This window comes from Streptomyces sp. NPDC003042 (assembly GCF_053591315.1).
The window spans coordinates 1-20,192 of sequence record NZ_JBSFTP010000079.1; the positions used below are offsets into that span (position 1 = coordinate 1).

Annotated in this window: 8 protein-coding genes; 5 read left to right on the plus strand and 3 right to left on the minus strand. The window is 73.3% G+C overall.

Going from position 1 to position 20,192, the window contains the following annotated elements; genetic code table 11:
* On the minus strand, window positions 1–11,921 hold an 11,921-nt coding region (locus ACWDYJ_RS29370; protein ID WP_451568608.1), incomplete at its 3' end, for an amino acid adenylation domain-containing protein.
* A gap of 304 nt (window positions 11,922–12,225) precedes the next feature.
* On the opposite strand from ACWDYJ_RS29370, the gene hppD reads away from it, so the two are divergent.
* From hppD to ACWDYJ_RS29385, 3 genes are read left to right on the plus strand one after another with little or no spacing between them, the layout of a single operon-like run.
* Entirely contained in the window at window positions 12,226–13,299 is a 1,074-nt protein-coding gene (hppD, locus tag ACWDYJ_RS29375; protein ID WP_451568609.1) for a 4-hydroxyphenylpyruvate dioxygenase, read from the plus strand.
* Complete coding sequence (locus ACWDYJ_RS29380; RefSeq protein WP_451568610.1) at window positions 13,296–14,450, plus strand: alpha-hydroxy acid oxidase; 1,155 nt, start codon at window positions 13,296–13,298, stop codon at window positions 14,448–14,450. The genes hppD and ACWDYJ_RS29380 overlap by 4 nt, the downstream gene beginning before the upstream one ends.
* Window positions 14,447–15,778, plus strand: a complete 1,332-nt coding sequence (locus ACWDYJ_RS29385) for an aminotransferase-like domain-containing protein (RefSeq protein WP_451568611.1) — start codon at window positions 14,447–14,449, stop codon at window positions 15,776–15,778. Before ACWDYJ_RS29380 ends, ACWDYJ_RS29385 begins: the two co-directional genes overlap by 4 nt.
* Before the next feature lie 31 nt (window positions 15,779–15,809).
* On the opposite strand, the gene ACWDYJ_RS29390 is transcribed toward ACWDYJ_RS29385, so the two are convergent.
* Window positions 15,810–16,472, minus strand: a complete 663-nt coding sequence (locus ACWDYJ_RS29390) for a response regulator (protein ID WP_451568612.1) — start codon at window positions 16,470–16,472, stop codon at window positions 15,810–15,812.
* A 23-nt stretch (window positions 16,473–16,495) separates the two neighbouring features.
* On the minus strand, window positions 16,496–18,202 hold the full coding sequence (locus ACWDYJ_RS29395; RefSeq protein WP_451568613.1) for a sensor histidine kinase: 1,707 nt from the start codon (window positions 18,200–18,202) through the stop codon (window positions 16,496–16,498).
* Between the two features lie 134 nt (window positions 18,203–18,336).
* Here ACWDYJ_RS29395 and ACWDYJ_RS29400 point away from each other — a divergent pair, with 134 nt between their 5' ends.
* On the plus strand, window positions 18,337–19,281 hold the full coding sequence (locus ACWDYJ_RS29400) for an ABC transporter ATP-binding protein (RefSeq protein ID WP_451568614.1): 945 nt from the start codon (window positions 18,337–18,339) through the stop codon (window positions 19,279–19,281).
* Between the two features lie 5 nt (window positions 19,282–19,286).
* Window positions 19,287–20,081, plus strand: a complete 795-nt coding sequence (locus tag ACWDYJ_RS29405; RefSeq protein ID WP_451568615.1) for an ABC transporter — start codon at window positions 19,287–19,289, stop codon at window positions 20,079–20,081.
* The last annotated feature ends 111 nt before the right edge of the window (window positions 20,082–20,192 follow it).

The following is a 20,192-nucleotide window of genomic DNA, read 5'->3' on the forward strand; positions in this document are numbered from 1 at the left end:
GCGCCCTGGACCACGGTGTTCATCGTCACGCCGTGGCTTCGCGCCCACGCACCGAGCGCACCACTGTCCTCGGCGTCCAGACCGAACGCGATGCTCACCGGCGCCGACTCGACGGACGGTGCCCCCGGAGCGATCAGACTGGCACTCTCCAGACCCGAGAACGACTCCGCCCACGCCTCCCGCGCCGCCTCCCGGTCCCGGCCGTCCAGCCACGCCAGGTAGTCCCGGTACGGCCGCACCCGCGGCAGACCCGCCCCGTCACCCGGCTCACCGCCGGCGGCGTACAGGGCCATGAGCTCGCGGAGCAGCACCGGCATCGACCAGCCGTCGAGCACGATGTGGTGGTTCGTCATCACCAGCCGTACCCGATCCTCGCCCAGCCTGACGACCGCGAACCGCAGCAGCGGCGGCTGCGTCAGGTCGAAGCGGCGGTCCCGGTCCTCGGCGGCGGCCCGGTCCGACGCCCGTGACCGCTCCTCGGCGGCGAGACCGGTCAGGTCGATCTCCCGCCAGCTGAGTTCGATCTCGGCCGGTATGACCTGCACCCAGGCGCCTGAGGTGGTCTGGCGGAAGCCGGCGCGCAGGTTGTCGTGCCGCCGCAGCAGGGCCTCGGCAGCCGCCCGCATCCGAGCCGCGTCGAACGGGCCGCTCAGGTCGAAGGAGATCTGTCCCACGTACACGTCACGGGTGTTCTCGTCGTACAGGTTGAGGAAGAGGAACCCCTCCTGGAGAGGTGCGAGCGGCAGTATGTCCCGCAGCCCGGGGACGGACCGCTCCAGGCGCTCGATCTCGGCCTGTGTGACCGCCGGGTGGGTGACGTCCGACGGGGTGAGGCCGGCGGCGCCGGGGTGGCGGGCCTCCTCGACGAGACGCTTCAGCGCCCGGAACCACGCGTCGGACAGCTGCCGGACGTCCTCCGGCCGCAGCGAGCGCGCCGCGTAGGTCCAGGTCGCCAGCAGCCGCGTACCGGAAGGGGTCTCGCGCGCCGAGGCGTTGAGGTCCACCGGGTGCGCCAGCGGCATGGCCCCGTCGATGCCCGCGACGTCCGCGCCGGCGACCGTCCAGTGGCCGCCTTCGCTTCCGCCCTGGCCGATCTGGCCCAGGTAGTTGAAGCCGAACTCGGGCACGGGCAGCTCGGCCAGCACGGAGCGGGTACGGGGGTTGAGGTGGCGCAGCAGGCCGTAGCCGAGGCCGTTCCCCGGCACGGAGCGCAGCTGCTCCTTGACGGCCTTCAGGGCCGGCACCATCGCCGGCCCGGTGCCGCTGGTGCCGCCGGTGCCACCCGTGCTGTCAACCACACCGACGCCGACGACGCCGCCGCCGTGCGGTGCCAGGAGTACCGGGTACATCGAGGTGAACCAGCCCGCCGTGCGGCTGAGTTCGGCCCCGGCCACGGCGTCCTCGTGCCGGCCGTGGCTTTCCAGGTCGACCACCACCGGGGCGTCGGGGTCGCCGCCGCGGCCGCGCCGCCACTCGGCGACCGCGACCGCGAAGGCGGCCAGCAGCACGTCGTTGATGCCGGCGTTGACGGTGCCCGGCACCCAGGTGAGCAGGGCCTCGGTCGTCTCCGCGTCGAGCTCGGCGGTGATCTCCCCGGCGCTCGCGTGGGTGTCGCGGGCACGGTCCACCCGCAGGGCCCGGGGCGCGGCGCCGAGCACCGCGCTCCAGTGGTCGAACTGCGCCTCGGCCTGCGCCCCGGTGGCGAGGTCCGCGAGCGCCCGGGCCCAGTGGCGCCACGGGGTGCCCACCGGGGCGAGCGTGCCGCCCTGGTACGCCGTGACCAGGTCGGGGATCACGATCCGCCAGGTGACACCGTCCATGACCAGGTGGTTCGCGACCAGGACGAGGAGCCCGTCCCGGTCGGTTCCCCGGTCGATCCAGACGGCCCGGAGCATCAGCCCGCCCGCCGGGTCCAGCCGGGACCGGGCCTCGCCTGCCTGCGCGACCACGGCGGAGCGCACCGCCTCCTCGTCGAGACCCGTGGCGTCGTACCGGGTCAGGCAGTCGGCGGCGGTCACGGAACCCGGCTCGGGAACGGCGATGGTCCAGTCGTCGGCGACCCGCATCCGCAGGGCGTCGTGGTGGTCGAGGACGGTGCCCAGCGCGCTGCCCAGGGCTTTGAAGTCCAGGGAGGCGGGCACGTGCAGGACCGCGGACTGGTTGAACTCGGCTTGGTCGGAGCCGAGGTCGGCGAACCATCCCATCATGGGGGTCATCGGCGCCGCGCCATACGCCGACACCTCGGCGCCCGTCGAAGGCCGGTCCGAGTCGTCCGCGACGGTCACCGATTCGGCGAGCAGCGCCGGCGTCTGGTGCTCGAAGATGTCGCGCACCGACACGACGAGCCCGGCCGCGCGGGCCCGGCCGACCAGCTGGATGGAGAGGATGCTGTCGCCGCCGAGGTCGAAGAAGCCGTCGTCGATGCCGACCGACTCCTGCCCCAGTACCTCGGCGAAGAGCTCGCACAGCCGCTGCTCACGCGGGGTGCGCGGGCCGCGTTCCGACGTCTGCGCGGTGTAGTCGGGTGCGGGCAGCGCCTTGCGGTCCAGCTTGCCGTTGATCGTCAGGGGCAGGGCGTCCCGGGAGACGAACGCCGTAGGGATCATGTGGTCGGGCAGGATGCCGCGCAGCTCGGCGCGGAGCCGGGGCACGTCCAGCACGTGTCCGTGCTCCGGCACCACGTACGCCACGAGCCGCCGGTCGCCCGGGCGGTCCTCGCGTACGATCACGGCCGCCCTGGCCAGCTCTGGGCGCTCGACGATGACCGACTCGATCTCGGTCGGCTCGATCCGCAGCCCGCGGATCTTGACCTGGGTGTCGACGCGCCCCAGGTACTCCAGCTCGCCGTTCGGCAGCCAGCGCACCAGGTCGCCGGTGCGGTACATCCGCGTGCCGGGGACCCCGTACGGGTCGGGGACGAAGCGCTCCGCGGTCAGCGCGGGCCGCTCGTGGTAGCCGCGGGCCAGGTGGGATCCCGCCGCGTAGAGCTCGCCGGGGACGCCGGGGGCCACCGGCCGCAGGGCGGTGTCCAGGACGTAGACGGAGCTGTTGGCGACGGGGGCGCCGATGGGCGGGGTGACGGGGCCGGACAGCGGCCCGCTCATGGTGGAGCAGACCGTGGTCTCCGTGGGGCCGTACGAGTTGAGCAGCGTACGCCCGGCCGACCAGCGCTCCACCAGCTCCGGCGGGCTCGTCTCCGCGCCCACGACCAGGGTCGTGACGGTGGGCAGTGCGCCCTCGGGCAGGAGCCCCAGGACGGCGGGCGTCAGGCTGAGATGGGTGGCGCGGAACCGGTTCGCCAGCTCGGCCAGCTCCGGTCCCGGGGTGAGGTCCGCCGGTGCGACGACCAGCGTCGCGCCGGTGAGGAGGCCCATCGACAGCTCCCAGAACGCCGCGTCGAAGCTCGGCGAGAGGTGCTGGAGGACCTTGCTGCCCGGTCCGGTGGCGCAGTCGCGAGTGAAGATGTCCAGCAGCCCGGGGAGTCCGGCGTGCGTCACGACGACGCCCTTGGGCCGGCCGGTGGTGCCCGAGGTGTAGATCATGTACGCCGGGTGGCCGGGCCGCCGCGGGGTCCGCCGTTCCGCGTCGGTGACGTCGTGCGCGGGCAGCTGCGCGAGCTCCCGCGCGGTCCCGGAGCCGTCCAGCAGGAGCCGCGGAGCCGCGGTGTCGGGCAGTCCCGCGGCGATGTCGGCGGTGGTGACGATCAGCGCCGGGGCGGCGTCCTCGACCAGGTAGGCGATGCGCTCGGCGGGGTACGCGGGGTCGATCGGCACGTAGGCGGCGCCCGCCTTGAAGGCGGCGAGCGTGGCGGTGACCAGGTCGGCCGAGCGGGGCAGCGCCAGCGCGACGAACTGCTCGGCGCCCACGCCCCGTTCGATGAACCGGCGGGCCAGCCGGTTGGCCCGCGCGTTGAGCTCGGCATAGGTCAGGCTGCCGTCCTCGGACTCGACGGCCACGCGCTCCGGGGCCTCGGAGGCATGGCGCTCGACGTACTCGGCGAAGGTCCGGGAGTCCGCTGTGCGCGGGGTGTCGTTCCACTCGACCAGCACGCGGTGCAGTTCGGCCGCGTCGAGCACGTCCGGTTCCGCGATGCGCCGGCCCGGATCGGCGGTCAGGGCGTCGAGCAGCCGCAGGAAGCGCGCGGCGAGGGCACTGACCGTCGCCTGGTCGAAGAGGTCGGTGCTGAACTCGGCGGCGCCCTCCAGTCCGGCGGGGGCGCCCTCGGCGTCCCGGTGCTCGGCGAGTTCGAAGGCCAGGTCGACCTTGGCGACGCCGCTCTCGACGGCGATCGGCTCCACGGCGAGACCGGTGGCGGACAGCGCCGCGAGCGCGTTCTGCTGGGTGGTGTCCAGGCTCAGCAGGACCTGGAAGAGGGGGTTGTGGGAGAGCGACCGGGCCGGGCTGAGTGCGTCCACCAGGCGCTCGAAGGGGAGGTCCTGGTGGGCGTATGCCGTCAGGTCGGCTTCCCGGACGCGGTCGAGCAGCTCCCGGAAGGTCGGGTTGCCCGCCGTGTCGGTGCGCAGCACCAGGGTGTTGACGAAGAAGCCGACGACCTCGTCGACCGCGTCGTCGGTGCGGCCCGCGACCGGCGTGCCGATGGGGATGTCGTCGCCCGCGCCCATCCGGTTCAGCAGGGTGGCCAGTGCCGCCTGGAGGATCATGAAGACGCTGGTACGGGACTCCTTGGCCAGTTCGGCGACCCGCCGGTGCAGGTCCGCCGGCACGGTCAGCGGGACCCGGCCGCCCCGATGCGAGGCGACGGCCGGACGCGACCGGTCGGCGGGGAGCTCCAGCAGGTCGGGCACCCCCGCCAGGGCCTGCTTCCAGTGGGCGAGCTGGCGGCCCGCCGCACTGCCGGCGTCGGATGCGTCGCCGAGCGAGGCACGCTGCCACAGCGCGTAGTCCGCGTACTGCACGGGCAGCGGGGCCCACTCGGGGGCGCGGCCTTCCGCGAGGGCGGTGTAGGCGGTCGCCAGGTCCCGCACCAGCGGCCCCAGTGACCAGCCGTCGCCCGCGATGTGGTGGACCGACAGCAGCAGCACGTGTCCTGTGGGGGAGAGCTGGAACAGCTCGGCCCGGACCGGGATGTCGGCGGCCAGGTCGAAGCTGTGACGGGCGGCGTGCGTCAGCCGCTCGTCGAGCCGCTCCTCGGTGGTCTCTGTCACCGGCAGCTCGAACCGGACCCGCTCGGGCTCCAGAACGGTCTGCCAGGCACCCTGGCCGTCCTCCGTGAAGACCGTCCGCAGGCTCTCGTGGCGGGCGATGACGGCCTGGAAGGCCCCCCGCAGCGCCTCGGGGTCGAGCAGGCCGGTCAGCCGCAGCGCACCAGTGATGTTGTAGGTGGGCGACGGGCCTTCGAGCCGGTGCAGGAACCACAGCCGCTGCTGGGCGTAGGAGAGCGGCAGCCGGCCGGGACGCGTCCCGGCCGTCAGCGGGGTGCGGGCACGCTCCGCGTGGTCCAGGGCCGCGGCGACCCCGGCGACCGTGGGCGTCTCGAACAGCTGCCGTACGGACAGCTCCACGCCCAGCACCGTACGGATCCGGCCGGCGAGCCGGGTGGCGAGCAGGGAGTGGCCGCCGAGGTCGAAGAAGCTGTCGTCGATGGTCAGCCGGGGTACGGCGAGCACCTCCGCGAACAGCGTGCACAGGATGTCCTCGCGCGGGCCGCGCGGTGCGCGCCCGGCGGCGCGCGCGCTGTGGGCCGGGGCGGGCAGCGCCTTGCCGTCGAGCTTGCCGTTGGGGGTCAGCGGCAGGGCGTCGAGGGTGACGAACGCCGAGGGCACCATGTGCTCGGGGAGCTGGGCCGCGGCGTGGTCGTGCAGCGTCCGGGCGGGCACGCTCGTGCCCGTGACCACGTACGCGGCGAGCCGGAGGTCGCCGGGTACGTCCTCGCGCAGCAGCACGGCGACGTCGTCGACGGCGGGGTGTGCGGCCAGCACGGCCTCGATCTCGCCGAGTTCGATCCGGAAGCCGCGGATCTTCACCTGGTGGTCGGCGCGGCCCAGGTAGTCGAGTCCGCCGTCGACCCGGCGCCTGGCCAGGTCGCCCGTGCGGTACATCCGCGTCCCCGACTCGCCGAAGAGAGCGGCGTACGGGTCGGCGGGGAAGCGGTCCGAGGTGAGCCCCGGCCGCCCGAGGTAGCCGCGGGCGAGGCCGGCGCCCGCCACGTACATCTCGCCGGTGACGCCCGGTGCGGCGGGCCGCAGCCGCGAGTCCAGGACGTACACGCGCAGGTCGGGGATGTTGACGCCGATGGTGCTCGCCGAGGCGGCCGCGGCCGTGGCCCGGTCCAGCGGGAAGTGGGACACGTGGACGGTGGTCTCGGTGATCCCGTACATGTTGACCAGCGTCGGGGCGTCCTGCGGGTGCCGCTCGTACCAGTCCCGCAGCCGGGACGGATCCAGGGCCTCGCCGCCGAACACCACCGTGCGCAGGGCCAGGTCCGGGGTGTGCTCGCGGTCGGCGGCCGCCAGCTGGTAGAAGGCCGACGGCGTCTGGTTCAGCACGGTGACCCGCTCGCGCTCCAGCAGCCGCAGGAACGCGGCGGGGTCGCGCGTGACGGAGTGCGGCACGACGACGAGCCGGCCGCCGTGCAGCAGCGCTCCCCACAGCTCCCAGACGGAGAAGTCGAAGGCGTACGAGTGGAAGAGGGTCCACACCTGCCGCTCGTCGAAGCCGAACCAGTGGGCGGTCGCGGAGAAGAGCCGTACGACGTTGTGGTGCGGCACCGCCACGCCCTTGGGGCGCCCGGTCGAACCGGAGGTGTAGATGACGTACGCGGTGTCCTGCGGGTCCAGCCGCCGGAGCCGCTCGCCTTGGCCGAGGTCGGCGTCGCCGTATCCGGCCACTTCGTCCGCGGGCGACTGTGGGCCGCCGACGACGATGCGGGGCACCTCGTGGGCCGGCAGCCGGACCGCGGTGTCCTGGTCGGTGAGCAGGACGGCGGGAGCCGCGTCGGACAGTACGTAGGCGAGGCGGTCGGCCGGGTAGTCGGGGTCGAGGGGCACGTAGGCGGCGCCGGACTTGACCACGGCGAGCAGGGCGATCACCAGCTCGGCGGAGCGGGGCAGCGCCAGCGCGACCAGGGAGTCCGGGCCGATCCCGCGGCCGGCCAGCAGCCGGGCGAGCCGGTTGGCGCGGGCGTTCAGCTCCGCGTACGTGAGGGAGGCGCCCTCGAAGGTGAGGGCGGTGCGGTCCGGGAAGCGGGCGGCCTGCTGCTCGAAGAGCTCGGGCAGAGTGGCCCCGGTGGCCCCGGTGGCCCCGGTGGCCCCGGTGGCCCCGGTGACCCCCGTGGCCCCGGCAGTCCGGTCCGGCCGGTTGGCCTCGACCAGCAGCCGGTGCTGCTCGCCCGGGGCCAGGATGTCCACGTCCGACAGGCGCAGCCCCGGTTCCGCGACCACGGCGGCCAGGAGCCGCAGCAGCCGCTCGGAGAGGGTGCGGGCCGTCTCCGCGTCGAAGAGCTCGGTGCTGTACTCCACGGCCAGGCTCAGCCCGGCCGCCGCACCGTCGCCGTTCCGGCTCTCGTCGAAGGCGAAGGCCAGGTCGAACTTGGACAGTCCGGCGTGGATGGGCACCAGGTCAGTCCGCACCCCCGGAAGCCGGTTCAGCTCACCGAGGGCGTCCTGCTGGGTGGTGTCGAAGGTCAGCATCACCTGGAACAGCGGGTGGTGGGCCGCCCCGCGGTCCGGGTTGAGCGCCTCGACGAGACGCTCGAAGGGCACGTCCTGGTGGGCGAAGGCGGCGAGGTCGGTGTCGCGGACGCGGCCCAGGAGTTCGCGGAACGTCGGATCGCCGGCGGTGTCGGTGCGCAGCACCAGCGTGTTGACGAAGAAGCCGACCAGGTTCTCCACCTCGGCGTCCGTGCGCCCCGCGATGGTCGAGCCGATCGGGATGTCCTCACCCGCGCCGAGCCGCGTCAGCAGGCCCGCGAGCGCGGCCTGGAGCACCATGAACACGCTGGTGCGCGTCTCGGCGGCCAGTGCGGCCAACGAGCGGTGCAGGCCCGCCGGGACGGACAGGTCCAAGCGCGCCCCGGCATTGCTGCGGCGCGCCGGGTAGGGCCGGTCGGCGGGCAGTTCGAGGCGTTCCGGCAGCCCGGCCAGGGCCGCCTTCCAGTGCGCGAGTTGCCGGCCGCCCTCGCTGTCCCCGTCGCCGGCGGCGCCGAGCAGCTCGTGCTGCCAGAGCGTGTAGTCGGCGTACTGGACGGGCAGCGGCGCCCAGCCGGGAGCCGCCGCGCCCAGGCGGGCGGCGTAGGCGGACCCCAGGTCCCGGGCCAGCGGGGCCAGCGACCAGCCGTCCCCGGCGATGTGGTGGAGCACCAGCATCAGGACGTGTTCCTGCGGCGCCACCTTGAACAGCGTGGCGCGCAGCGGTGTCTCGCGGGCGAGGTCGAAGCGGTGCCGGGCGGCGCGGGCCAGGTCCGCGTCGAGCCGCCCGGCGTCCGTGTCGGCGCTCTCCAGGCGGGGCGCCGCCTGGGCCGGGGAGAGGACGACCTGGTGGGGGCCGTGCTCGTCCTCGGCGAAGACCGTTCGCAGGCTCTCGTGCCGGGCGACCACGTCGCCGATCGCGGCCGCGAGGGCCGTACCGTCCACCGGCCCGGTGAGCCGCAGCGCGGCCGGGATGTTGTAGAGCGCCGACGTTCCCTCGTACTGGTGCAGGAACCACAGGCGCTGCTGCGCGAAGGACAGTGGCAGCCGCTCGGGCCGCTGCCGGGCGGTGACCGCGGTACGGGCCCGGCCCGCGCCGTGGAGGGCGCGGGCGAGGCCGGCCACGGTGGGCGCCTCGAAGACCTGCTGGATCGGCACCTCGGCGCCGAGCGCCGTGCGGATGCGGCTGATCAGGCGGGTGGCGAGCAGGGAGTGCCCGCCGAGCTCGAAGAAGTTGTCGTCGATGCCGGGTTCGTCGACGGCGAGGACCTCAGCGAAGAGCGTGCGGAGGATCTCCTCGCGCGGGGTGCGGGGCGCGCGCCGCTCCGCGCGGGCCGTGTAGGAAGGGGCGGGCAGGGCCTTGCGGTCCAGCTTGCCGTTGGGGGTGACGGGGAGGGTGTCCAGGACGACGAAGGCCGAGGGGACCATGTAGTCGGGGAGCAGCTCGCGCAGCGGGCCGGTGAGCGCCCCGGGGTCGGGGCGGCCTCCGGCGGCCGGTACGAGGTAGGCGACCAGGCGCTGGTCGCCCGCCTGGTCCTCGCGCAGGAGTACGGCGGCCTGGCCGATCTCCGGCTGCCGCAGCAGGGTGGATTCGATCTCGCCGAGTTCGATGCGGAAGCCGCGGAGCTTGACCTGGTGGTCCGCGCGGCCGATGTACTCCAGGTGGCCCTGGTGGTTCCAGCGGGCGAGGTCGCCGGTGCGGTACATGCGCTCGCCGGTGGCGCTGTACGGGTTGGCGGTGAACCGTTCGGCGGTGAGGCCGGGGCGGCCGAGGTAGCCGCGCGCGAGCTGGACGCCGGCGATGTACAGCTCGCCGGGCACGCCGGGCGGCACGGGACGCAGCGCGGCGTCCAGTACGTACATCCGGGTGTTCCAGACGGGGAGGCCGATGGGGACCTGGCCGCTGCCCTCGGCGCACGGCCAGTACGTCACGTCGACGGCGGCTTCCGTCGGCCCGTAGAGGTTGTGCAGTTCGGCGTCGGACACGGCCAGGAAGCGGGCGCTCAGCTCGGGGGAGAGCGCCTCGCCGCTGCAGAAGACGCGGCGTATCCCGGTGAGGGACGCGGCGGCCGGCTCGCGCAGGAACACGTCGAGCATCGAGGGCACGAAGTGCAGGGTGGTGATGCGTTCGCGTGCGACGACCTCGGTCAGGTAGGCCGGGTCCATGTGGCCCTCGGGCCGGGCGACGACCAGGGTGGCGCCCTCGGCCAGCGGCCAGAAGAACTCCCACACGGACACGTCGAAGCCGGACGGGGTCTTCTGCAGGACGCGGTCGGAGCCGTCGAGCCGGTAGGTGTCCTGCATCCAGGCCAGCCGGTTCACGATGGACTGGTGGGAGATCACCACGCCCTTGGGGCGGCCGGTGGATCCCGAGGTGTAGATGACGTAGGCGGGGTGGCGGGGTTCGAGGGCCGCCCGGGGCTTCGCCGCCGTGCCTGCGGCCGCGCCGGTGACGTCGGCCGCGTCGGCCGCACCGGGGCCGTCCAGCACCAGCCGCGGGGTGCCCTCCTCGGGCAGCCGCTCCTCGGTCTCCCGCGAGGTGAGCACCAGCATGGCGCCCGCGTCGCTCAGGATGTGCGCGATGCGGTCGGCCGGGTAGCCCGGGTCGACGGGGACGTACGCGGCCCCCGACTTCAGTACGGCGAGCAGGGCGACGACGAGTTCGGTGGACCGGGGCAGGGCCACGGCGACGAACGACTCCGGCCCGGCCCCCCGGGCCACCAGCATCCGGGCCAGCCGCTCCGCACGGGCGTCGAGCTCGGCGTAGGTCAGGGAGGTCCCCTCGAACACGAGGGCCTCGGCCTGCGGGGTACGGGCGGCCTGCGCCGCCAGCAGCTCCGGCAGGGTGGCGGCGGGGACCTCGTGCGCCGTGTCGTTCCACTCGGTGAGGATGCGCCGGCGCTCCTCCTCCGCGAGGAGTGCGGCCCGGCCCACCGGCGCGGCCGGATCGGCCGTCAGGCTCTCCAGCAGGCCGACGAAACGCTCCTGGAGCGAACCGAGGTCCTCGGCGCCGTACAGCTGCGGGTTGCCCTCGAAGTCCACCCGGATCCCGGACTCGGGGGTGCCCGTCAGGACGAAGTTGAGGTCGGTGGTCGGTCCTGAGCCGAGGCTGCGCATCACGCCGAGCGAGCCGTCGAAGTCCACGGGCCGGGTGTAGGGCAGGACGTTGACCGTCGGGCCGAGCACGCCGGCGCCCCCGCCGGACACGCCGAGCTCGCGGTTCAGGTCCTCGCCCCGGTAGCGGCTGTGGGCCATCAGGCCGCTCAGGGCGGTGGAGACCTCGGCGATCAGCTCGGTGAAGGCCGCCTCCGGACGCACCGTCAGCCGCAGCGGCAGCTGGTTGGAGACCATGCCGGGCGTGGTCCGGGCGTTGGCGCCGTAGCGGCCCGTCACCGGCAGGGACACGACGATGTCCCGCGCGCCCGTCATCCGGTGCAGGAAGGCGGCGACGGCGGCGATGACCACCCGCGCCCAGGAGGAGTCGGACGCCTCGGCGACCCGGTCGAGCACCCGGGTGCGCTCCGGGCCCAGGCGCAGGCTGGCCAGGGTGCCGGCGAGGGCGAGCCGGCTGCTGCGGCCGGTGAGCGAGACGGGGTCGGGGCGGTCGGCGAACAGTCCGGTCCAGTACGCGCGGTCCTTCGTGTGCCGGCCGGAGGCGCGGTAGGTCTCCTCGCCGGCGACGAGCTGGTCCATGTTGCCGAAGGAGGCGGGCGGGATCTCGCGCCCTCCCAGCAGCGCCGCGTACACCTCGGCGAGCCGCTCGTAGAAGAGGGACATGCTCGTGCCGTCGAGGACGATGTGGTGGACACCCAGGTAGTACATGTGCCGGTCCGGGCCGAGCGTGAACAGGGCGTGGCTGCTCAGGCCGGGGCGGTCCAGGGCCACGGGCGTGGCGCGGTCGTCCTCCATCCAGCGGAGCGCCTCGGCCTCCGGGTCCCCATGCCCGGTGAGGTCGAGGTGCGGCAGCCGCACCGGTGTGAGGGGGCTGCCGTCCGCGGCCGTCGGGGCGTCCTGACCCTCCTGGTCCTCCGGGGCGACCGGGCAGTGCACCCGGTAGGGCCCCTGCTCGTCGACGAGGAAGCGGGAGCACAAGGTCTGCGTCTCGGCCATGGTGTGCCGCAGGGCGGCGCTCAGCACGGCATGGTCGATGGGACCGCTGATCTCCAGGCTGGAGCCGGTCTTGTAGTGGGTGCTCTGCGGATCCAGCTGTTGTGCGAGCCACACCTCGTGCTGTGCGCTGGTCAGACCGTGCCGAATGGCGGCGAACTCAGACACCTGTCCCTCACAATCGTCCGCCGGAGCACCCGGCAATTCCATGTTGCGTGGAAAACTACGTGGTGTTGCTTGAGTGTCATTCGATTAAGGGCGAACTGGGACGCTAACAAGCCTCTGACGTGCAGGTCAACCGGTTGCTCGGGGTTATTTGGGCGGCTTGCCGACTTGGATATCGAGCCGATAGCGAGGGTATATGAGCGATTTGTAGACTGCTCTGGAAATTTGCATCCCATTTCCTGGCAGAGAATGCTGGAGACCTTTTCATGCGGGCTCTCCCGGGCATTCACCCGTTCTTGGAGACGCCATGCCGCCAAGCGCCATCGCCTATGCCGAGCTGTACGTTTCGGACGACCGGGAAGCCACCGGCTTCCTCATCGGCAGCCTCGGCTTCGTGCCGGTGGCCGTGGCCGGTCCGGCCACCGGCACGCGTGACCGCAGGTCCACCGTGCTGCGCGACGGCGCGGTCACCCTCGTCGTCACCCAGGCCCTGGAGCCGCACTGCCCGGTCGCCTCGTACGTGGAGCTGCACGGCGACTCCATCGCGGACCTCGCCTTCACCTGCGCCGACGTGACGGAGGCCTTCGACCGCGCTGTGCTCGCCGGCGCCGCTGTCCTCCACCGGCCCGCCCCCTCCCGGGTGCGCGGCCAGGACGGCGAGTACGCCGTGGTCTCCGGTTTCGGGGACATCCGGCACACCCTGCTCCCCGCCGCCGAGGGCCATGCCGGCCAACTGCCGCCCGACCGGGACTGGGCCCTGCTGCCCGCCGCCGACACCGCCTCCGTCGCCCGGCCCGTCCTCGACCACGTCGCCGTGTGCCTGGAGGCCGGCACCCTGCGCAAGACGGCCGCGTTCTACGAGGCCGCCTTCGGCATGCCGTACTACTCGTCCGAGTACATCCAGGTCGGTGAGCAGGCGATGGACTCCATCGTGGTGCGGGGCGCCGACGGCGGCGTCACCTTCACCCTCATCGAGCCCGACGACTCCCGGCTGCCCGGCCAGATCGACCGGTTCCTCAGCGCCCACAACGGTGCGGGCGTCCAGCACCTGGCCTTCCTCGTGGACGACATCGTGGACTCGGTCCGCTCGCTGGGCGAGCGCGGCGTGAACTTCCTGAACACCCCGGACGCGTACTACGACCTTCTCGCCCGCCGGGTCAGCGGCATGGCGGACCGGATCGCCGAACTGCGCGAGACGAGCGTCCTCGCGGACCGCGACGAATGGGGCTACCTGCTCCAGATCTTCACCCGCTCGCCCTACCCGCGCGGCACGCTCTTCTACGAGTACATCCAGCGCAACGGGGCCCGGGGCTTCGGAAGTTCCAATATCAAGGCGCTGTACGAGGCAGTGGAGAGGGAGCGGGAAGTGGCCGGCCGATGACGGCCGCGGCCCGCCCCCGTACCCCTCCCGGGCCGCGCCGGCCCGGGAGGGCAGCGCCCCAGCCGCTCACCCTGGCGGACTTCGCCGAGCTGGCCCGCGCCGAACTGCCGCCCGCGACTTGGGACTTCATCGCGGGCGGCGCAGGCCGGGAGCGGACCCTCGCCGCCAACCAGGCCGTCTTCGACGCGGTGCGGCTGCGCCCCAAGGCATTGCCCGGCATCGAGGAACCGGACACCGCGGTGGAGGTTCTCGGCTCCCGCTGGGCGGCGCCCGTCGGGATCGCCCCCGTCGCCTACCACGGGCTCGCCCACCCGGACGGCGAGTCCGGCACGGCCGCGGCGGCCGGTCGGCTCGGACTGCCGCTCGTCGTCAGCACGTTCGCCGGCCAGCTGCTGGAACGGGTGGCCGAGGCCGCCACCGCCCCGCTGTGGCTCCAGCTCTACTGGTTCCGTGAGCCCGGCACCACGCTCGCGCTCGCCCGCCGCGCCCGCTCCTGCGGCTACCAGGCGCTCGTGCTGACCGTCGACACCCCCTTCACCGGCCGCCGGCTGCGCGACCTGCGCAACGGCTTCGAAGTACCCGCCCACATCAGCCCCGTGAACCTGGCCGGTTCCGTCGCCGCGGGCACCGCCACTCCGGGAGCGCACAGCCGGCTGGCCTTCGACCGCTCGCTGGACTGGAGCGCGGTGGCCCGGCTGCGGGACGAGAGCGGCCTGCCGGTCCTCGCGAAGGGCGTGCTCACCGCGTCCGACGCCGAGGCGGCCGTGGCCGCGGGGGTCGCCGGGATCATCGTCTCCAACCACGGCGGCCGCCAGCTCGACGGCGCACCCGCCACCCTCGACGCGCTGCCCGAGGTGGTGGCCGCGGTGCGGGGCCGCTGCCCCGTACTGCTGGACGGCGGCGTCCGGAGCGGGGCCGACGTGCTGGTCGCCCTGGCAATCGGCGCCCGCGCCGTGTTCGTCGGCCGCCCCGCGCTGTACGCGCTGGCCGTCGGCGGAACCGACGGTGTCCACCGGATGCTCACCCTGCTGGCCGAGGAGTTCGCCGACACGATGGTGCTCACCGGCCACGCCTCGACCGCCACGATCAACGCGGCCACCGTCGTCCTGCCTGGGCACGGCCGGCCGTCCTCAGACAGGAGTCCCGGATGACGACCACGGCGGCGACCGCGGACCCCGAGCGGGTCCTTCCCCGGACCGGACTGCACGTCAGCCTGTCCGACCCGACGCTCGACACGATGAACTTCCTCAACGAGGTCACCTCCCGGTACCCGGACGCGATCTCCTTCGCGCCGGGGCGCCCGTACGAAGGCGACTTCGACGTCGCCCGGATCCCCGGCCTCATCGAGACCTACCTCGACCACCTGCGGGCGCGCGGCCACTCCGAGGACCGCATCCGCACCGCCCTCTACCAGTACGGGGAGACGGCGGGGCAGATACGCGACATCGTCGCCCGCATGCTGGAGGTGGACGAGGGGATGACCGTGGACCCCGCCGCCGTGGTCGTGACGGTCGGCTGCCAGGAGGCCATCCTGCTGGCGCTGCGCACACTGTTCAGGGATCCCCGGGACGTGCTCCTCGTCGACAGCCCCTGCTACGTCGGCATTACCGGCGCGGCCAGCCTGCTGGGGATACCGGTCGTCGCCGTGCCGGGCACCGAGGACGGCGTGAGCCTGGAGGGACTGGACCGAGCCGTACGGGAGATCGAAGCCGGCGGACGGCGTGTCAGGGCCCTGTACGTGGTGCCCGACTGCTCCAATCCCACGGGCGCCAGCATGAGCCGCACGAAGCGCACGGCGCTGCTCCACGCGGCGGCGGAGCGGGACCTGCTCATCCTGGAGGACAACCCCTACGGGGTGTTCAGCTCGGTCCGCCACCCCACCCTGAAGTCCCTCGACACCGACCGGCGGGTCCTCTACCTGGGCTCCTTCGCCAAGACCGCCTTCCCCGGAGCCCGCGTCGGGTTCGTGGTCGCCGACCAGCCGGTCGAGAGCGCCGACGGCGGGGCGCCGACACTGCTGGCCGCCGAACTGGCCAAGGTCAAGAGCATGGTCACCGTGAACACCTCCAGCCTGAGCCAGGCCGCCGTCGCCGGCCTGCTGCTTCAGCACGGCGGGGGGCTGCGGCAGGCCAACGAGGCGTCGGCACGCCACTACCAGCGGACCATGGGCCTGCTGCGGGACACCCTGGCCGAGGAACTGCCCACAGGGCGGCCGGAGTCGGCCGGCGTGCGGTGGAACGATCCCCGTGGCGGGTTCTTCCTGACCCTCGATGTGCCGTTCCCGGCGGACGCGGCCGCGCTGCGCCTGTCGGCGCAGAAGTACGGCGTCATCTGGACCCCGATGCGCCACTTCCACCTCGACGACGCGGGCGACCGCCAGATCAGGCTCTCGTGCAGCTACCTCACCACCGACCAGGCGGTCGAGGGAGCCCGCCGCCTGGCCCGCTTCATCCTGGACACCCGGGCGCCGGCCGGGTGACCGGCCGCCTCGGCGCCCCCTGTGTGGCGGCCTACTTGGGGCGGCCGTCCTCCACCAGGCCCGCCTTGTAGGCGATGATTGCCGCCTGCACCCGGTTGCGTACGCCCAACTGGCTCAGGATCGCGCTGACGTAGGTCTTGATGGTGCCCTCGACCAGATGGAGGCGCTCGGCGATCTGCGCGTTCGACAGACCGGAGCCCAGCATCCCGAGGACCTCCCGCTCGCGCTGGGTCAGCAGGCCGGTACGGTCCCCCGACTCCTCGCCGCGCTGCGCGGGCGCCCGGCGCAGGTCCGTCATCAGCCTGCGGGCCACGAGCGGGGACAGGCAGGAGCCGCCGGCCGCCACCGCCCGCACTCCGGCAATCAGGTCCCGCGGATCCGAGGCCTTCAGCAGGAACCCGGCCACGCCGTGGTCGAGCGCCCGTTCGATGTACTTGTCCTCCCCGAAGGTGGTCAGCATGATCACCCCGGTGTCCGGGTTGGTGTTCCGGAGCTCGCCCGCGGCCGTCAGGCCGTCCATCTCGGGCATCCGGATGTCGAGCAGGGCCACGTCGGGGCGGTGCATCCGGGCCAGTTCCACCGCCTCGCGTCCGTTGGACGCCTCGGCGACCACCTCGATGTCCGGCTCGGTGGTCAGGATGGAGCGGACCCCCGCCCGGATAATCGTCTCGTCGTCGGCGAGAAGTATGCGCATCGTCCGCTCCTCAGACTTCGTTGTCACAGACTGTCCTTGGCCACCAGCAGATCATCCCTGAAACACAACCGGTACATGCGGTCGGTGAGCTGGAAGACGCTCCCACCCGTTCGGTAGTACTCGCACACGGCCCCCTGTGGGGCCGGGGGTTCGAAGACGACCGGCGGAGGCTTGCTGATCCGCCGCTCGGGCAGCACCGACACCAGTTCCACGCGGGGCTGGCCCAACCGGATCCGCGCGTAGTTCCCGGGGTCGAGCGAGGTGAGCGCGGACGTGAAGACGTACAGGCCCACCAGCAGGGCGACGATGCCGGCGCCGATCAGCACGGGGACCCGCGCGGCCCGCCGCACGTCGCGCCGCAGCCGGGTCCGCGCCCGGCTCAGTGCCGCCCCGGAGTGGCTGCGGCCGGGCGGCGCCGCCTCGGGGTGCGGGTCCTCGCCGGGCGGCGGGCCGGCCTCCTCGAAGCCGCCGAAGCCGCTGCCGATGCCGCCGACGCCCCCGTCCGTCCCGCCCGCCCCCGCCGCGGGCGGTTGCGGACCCTGGTCCGCCGGCGGCTGCCCCGACGGATGCCGGGGCAGCCGCGCGAGCACCTCGAACCCGCCCGACCTGGGGCCGGTCCGCAGCGAGCCGCCGGCCAGCCGGACCCGCTCGTCCAGTCCGATCAGCCCGGAACCGCTGCCCGTGGCGGGGGCGCGCTGGTGCGGCAGCTCGTTGAAGACCGACACGACGGTCTCCTCGGCCCGGTGGGTGACCCGTACGGTGACGGCAGCGCCCGGCGCGTGCTTCGTCGCGTTGGTCAGCGACTCCTGCACCACCCGGTAGGCCGCGCGGTCGGCGAGCAGCGTGTGCGGCGGGAAGTCCTCGCCCTCCTCCACGAACCGCACCGGCATGGCGGACCGCTCGAAGCGGCGCACCAGCTCGGCGACCGACTCGTCGGAGGGGCTGAGGGAAGACGCGCTGCCCTCCTCCCGGAGCAGTCCTATGACCTCGTGCAGCTGCTCGGAGGCCCGCGTGCACCGCTCGCGCAGCTGCGTGATCGAGGCCCGGTGCTCCTCGGGGACCCCCCGGGCCAGTTCGAGGGCGCCGGACAGCAGGGCCATCACGCTGAGCTCGTGGCCGAGAGAATCATGGATGTCTTCGGCGATCCGCGAGCGCTCCTTGAGCCGGGCCTGCTCGGCGATGTAGCGCTGCTTCCACTCCAGCCGCTCGGCGCGCTCCCAGCCGGCGTGCATCAGCGCGGCGCGCTGACGCCACCAGTAGCCCACCCACCACGGCAGGACCGAGGTGGCGAACTCCACCAGCAGCAGGCTGAGCCAGTCCTTGACCTCCGCGAAGCCGGCGGCCACCACCAGCCCGCCCACCGCCGCGAGGGCGAACACGGCGTGCGCCCGCGCGGGCCGGGTCACCCGGCTGCCGGCGAGGAAGCTCAGGACGACGGCGGCCAGCGCGGTCCACACGCTGGTGCCCAGCCAGGGGTAGAAGACGCACAGCGAGGCGGCGAGCAGCAGGGACAGCAGCGGGGCCGTACGCTCCACCACGACCGCGGCGCTGATCACCACCAGGGCCGCCAGCCAGAGGCCCGGCGCGGACGCGAGCCGGCCGGCCTCCAGCGCCGAAGGCACCAGGAGGACGGCGAGCAGCACCAGGTCGCCGCGCTCGCCGAAGGGGCGGGAGCCCGGGCTCCCCAGTAAGTGCTCCGTACGCCGCCGCACCGCCTGCCATCGCTGCATCCCGGCAGGCTACAAGAGGGGCCGCCGCCCCAAGACCTGTCGAAAGTCGAGTGCGTTCCTTGCCGATCGCCAGATGTCGGGGGCCCGCGGAATTCCTAGTGTCTGGGTACGACCTCGGAAGGAGCCACCAGGCGATGATCACTCTGGACCGACTCACCAAGCGGTACGGCGACAAGACAGCCGTGTCCGATCTCTCTTTCGAGATCAACCCGGGCAAGGTGACCGGCTTCCTCGGCCCCAACGGCGCGGGCAAGTCGACCACCATGCGGATGATCGTCGGTCTGGACGCGCCGACGACGGGACGCGCGCTCATCGGCGGGAAGCCGTACGGATCGCTGCGCCACCCTCTGCGCGAGGTCGGGGCCCTGCTCGACGCCCGCGCCGGGCACCCGGGACGTTCCGCCCACCACCACCTGCTCGGCATGGCGCGGAGCAACGGCATCCCCGCCTCGCGGGTCGCGCAGGTCCTGGAGACCGTCGGGCTCACCGAGGTGGCCAAGAAGCGGATCGGCTCCTTCTCGCTCGGCATGGGCCAGCGGCTCGGCATCGCGGCCGCACTCCTGGGCGACCCCAAGGTGCTGCTGTTCGACGAGCCGGTCAACGGCCTGGACCCCGACGGGGTGCGCTGGGTCAGGGAGCTCATGCGCTCCCTGGCCGCGGAGGGCCGTACCGTCTTCGTCTCGAGCCACCTGATGAGCGAGATGCAGGAGACCGCCGACCACCTGGTGGTCATCGGCCGGGGCAAGGTCATCGTCGACGCCCCCATCGAAGAGGTCATCGCGGGCAGTTCCCTGAACGCCGTCAAGGTCCGCACCACGCAGCCCGACGTCCTGCGGCGGGAGCTGGTGCGCTCCGGTATGAGCGTGGAGCAGGGAGGCGGCACGGCGCCCGGCGAGCTGATCGTCGTCGGCGGCAGCCTGGAGCAGATCGGTGACGTGGCCTTCAGCAACCAGGTCCCCGTGCACGAACTCAGCCTGCGCAAGGCAAGCCTTGAGCAGGCCTACATGGAACTCACCGCTTCCAGCGTCGAGTACACCACCCCCTCCGTCACCGCGGCCGCCGACCCCCAGAAGGTGTGATTGACATGACAACAGCAACCGCACCCCGGCTGGTCGGACCCGTCAAGGGCGGGGGACTCCGTGGGGCCGTCGCCTTCGAATGGACCAAGCTCTGGAGCGTCCGGGCGACGTGGTGGAACCTCGTCGTCGGCCTCGTCCTCACCGTGGGCTTCGCCGCGATCGTCGGGATGTCGGCCGACGCCAGCGCGCAGAAAGGGGTCGACGTCGCCTCGCCCGCCCCCCACGCGGCCGCCCAGGCGTTCCTGATCTCCCAGCTCACCGTGGTGGTGCTGGCGACCCTCGCGCTCACCAGCGAGTACGCCAGCGGCTCCATCCGCGCCACGCTCCAGAGCGTGCCGGCCCGCGGCCGGATGCTGCTCTCCAAGGCGGGCGTCGTCGTAGCGGTCGTGGCGGCCGCGGGATTCGTCTTCAGTGTGCTGGCCTCGCTGACCACCGCCGCCTTCATGGGCGAGCACGGCGCGTACACCGGCGGCGACCTGTTCGCCACGGCGCTCGGCGCGGCCGTCTACCTCGGTGCGCTCGCGGTGATGTCCATCGGCATCGGCACCGTCCTGCGCAGTGCGGCGGGCACGATCACCACGCTCATCATGGTGCTGATGGCACTGCCCCAGCTGATGACCCTCGTCGGCGCCAAGTGGCTGGCGACCGCCAGCGAGTACATGCCGAGCGTCGCCGGCACCGTCCTGATGACGCAGGACACCGAGCCGTACGGCGGCGGGACGGCGGTGCTGGTCCTCCTCCTGTGGGCGCTCGCCGCGGCCGTGGGCGGCCACGCGGTGCTGCGCAGGCGCGACGCCTGATCCGTCCGCAGACGGACCACGGCCCTCCGGGGGCCGCATGCCCAAGGGCATGCGGCCCCTTTCTCGTGCCCGGTCCTCGTGTCCGGCCCGAGCGGATGACCACCGGATGCG

What these genes read in the sequence shown, in the direction of transcription:
- hppD (WP_451568609.1), top strand. Translation starts at nt 12,226, where the DNA reads ATGCCGCCAAGCGCCATCGCCTATGCCGAGCTGTACGTTTCGGACGAC.
- ACWDYJ_RS29380 (WP_451568610.1), top strand. Translation starts at nt 13,296, where the DNA reads ATGACGGCCGCGGCCCGCCCCCGTACCCCTCCCGGGCCGCGCCGGCCC.
- ACWDYJ_RS29385 (WP_451568611.1), top strand. Translation starts at nt 14,447, where the DNA reads ATGACGACCACGGCGGCGACCGCGGACCCCGAGCGGGTCCTTCCCCGG.
- ACWDYJ_RS29390 (WP_451568612.1), bottom strand. Translation starts at nt 16,472, where the DNA reads ATGCGCATACTTCTCGCCGACGACGAGACGATTATCCGGGCGGGGGTC.
- ACWDYJ_RS29395 (WP_451568613.1), bottom strand. Translation starts at nt 18,202, where the DNA reads ATGCAGCGATGGCAGGCGGTGCGGCGGCGTACGGAGCACTTACTGGGG.
- ACWDYJ_RS29400 (WP_451568614.1), top strand. Translation starts at nt 18,337, where the DNA reads ATGATCACTCTGGACCGACTCACCAAGCGGTACGGCGACAAGACAGCC.
- ACWDYJ_RS29405 (WP_451568615.1), top strand. Translation starts at nt 19,287, where the DNA reads ATGACAACAGCAACCGCACCCCGGCTGGTCGGACCCGTCAAGGGCGGG.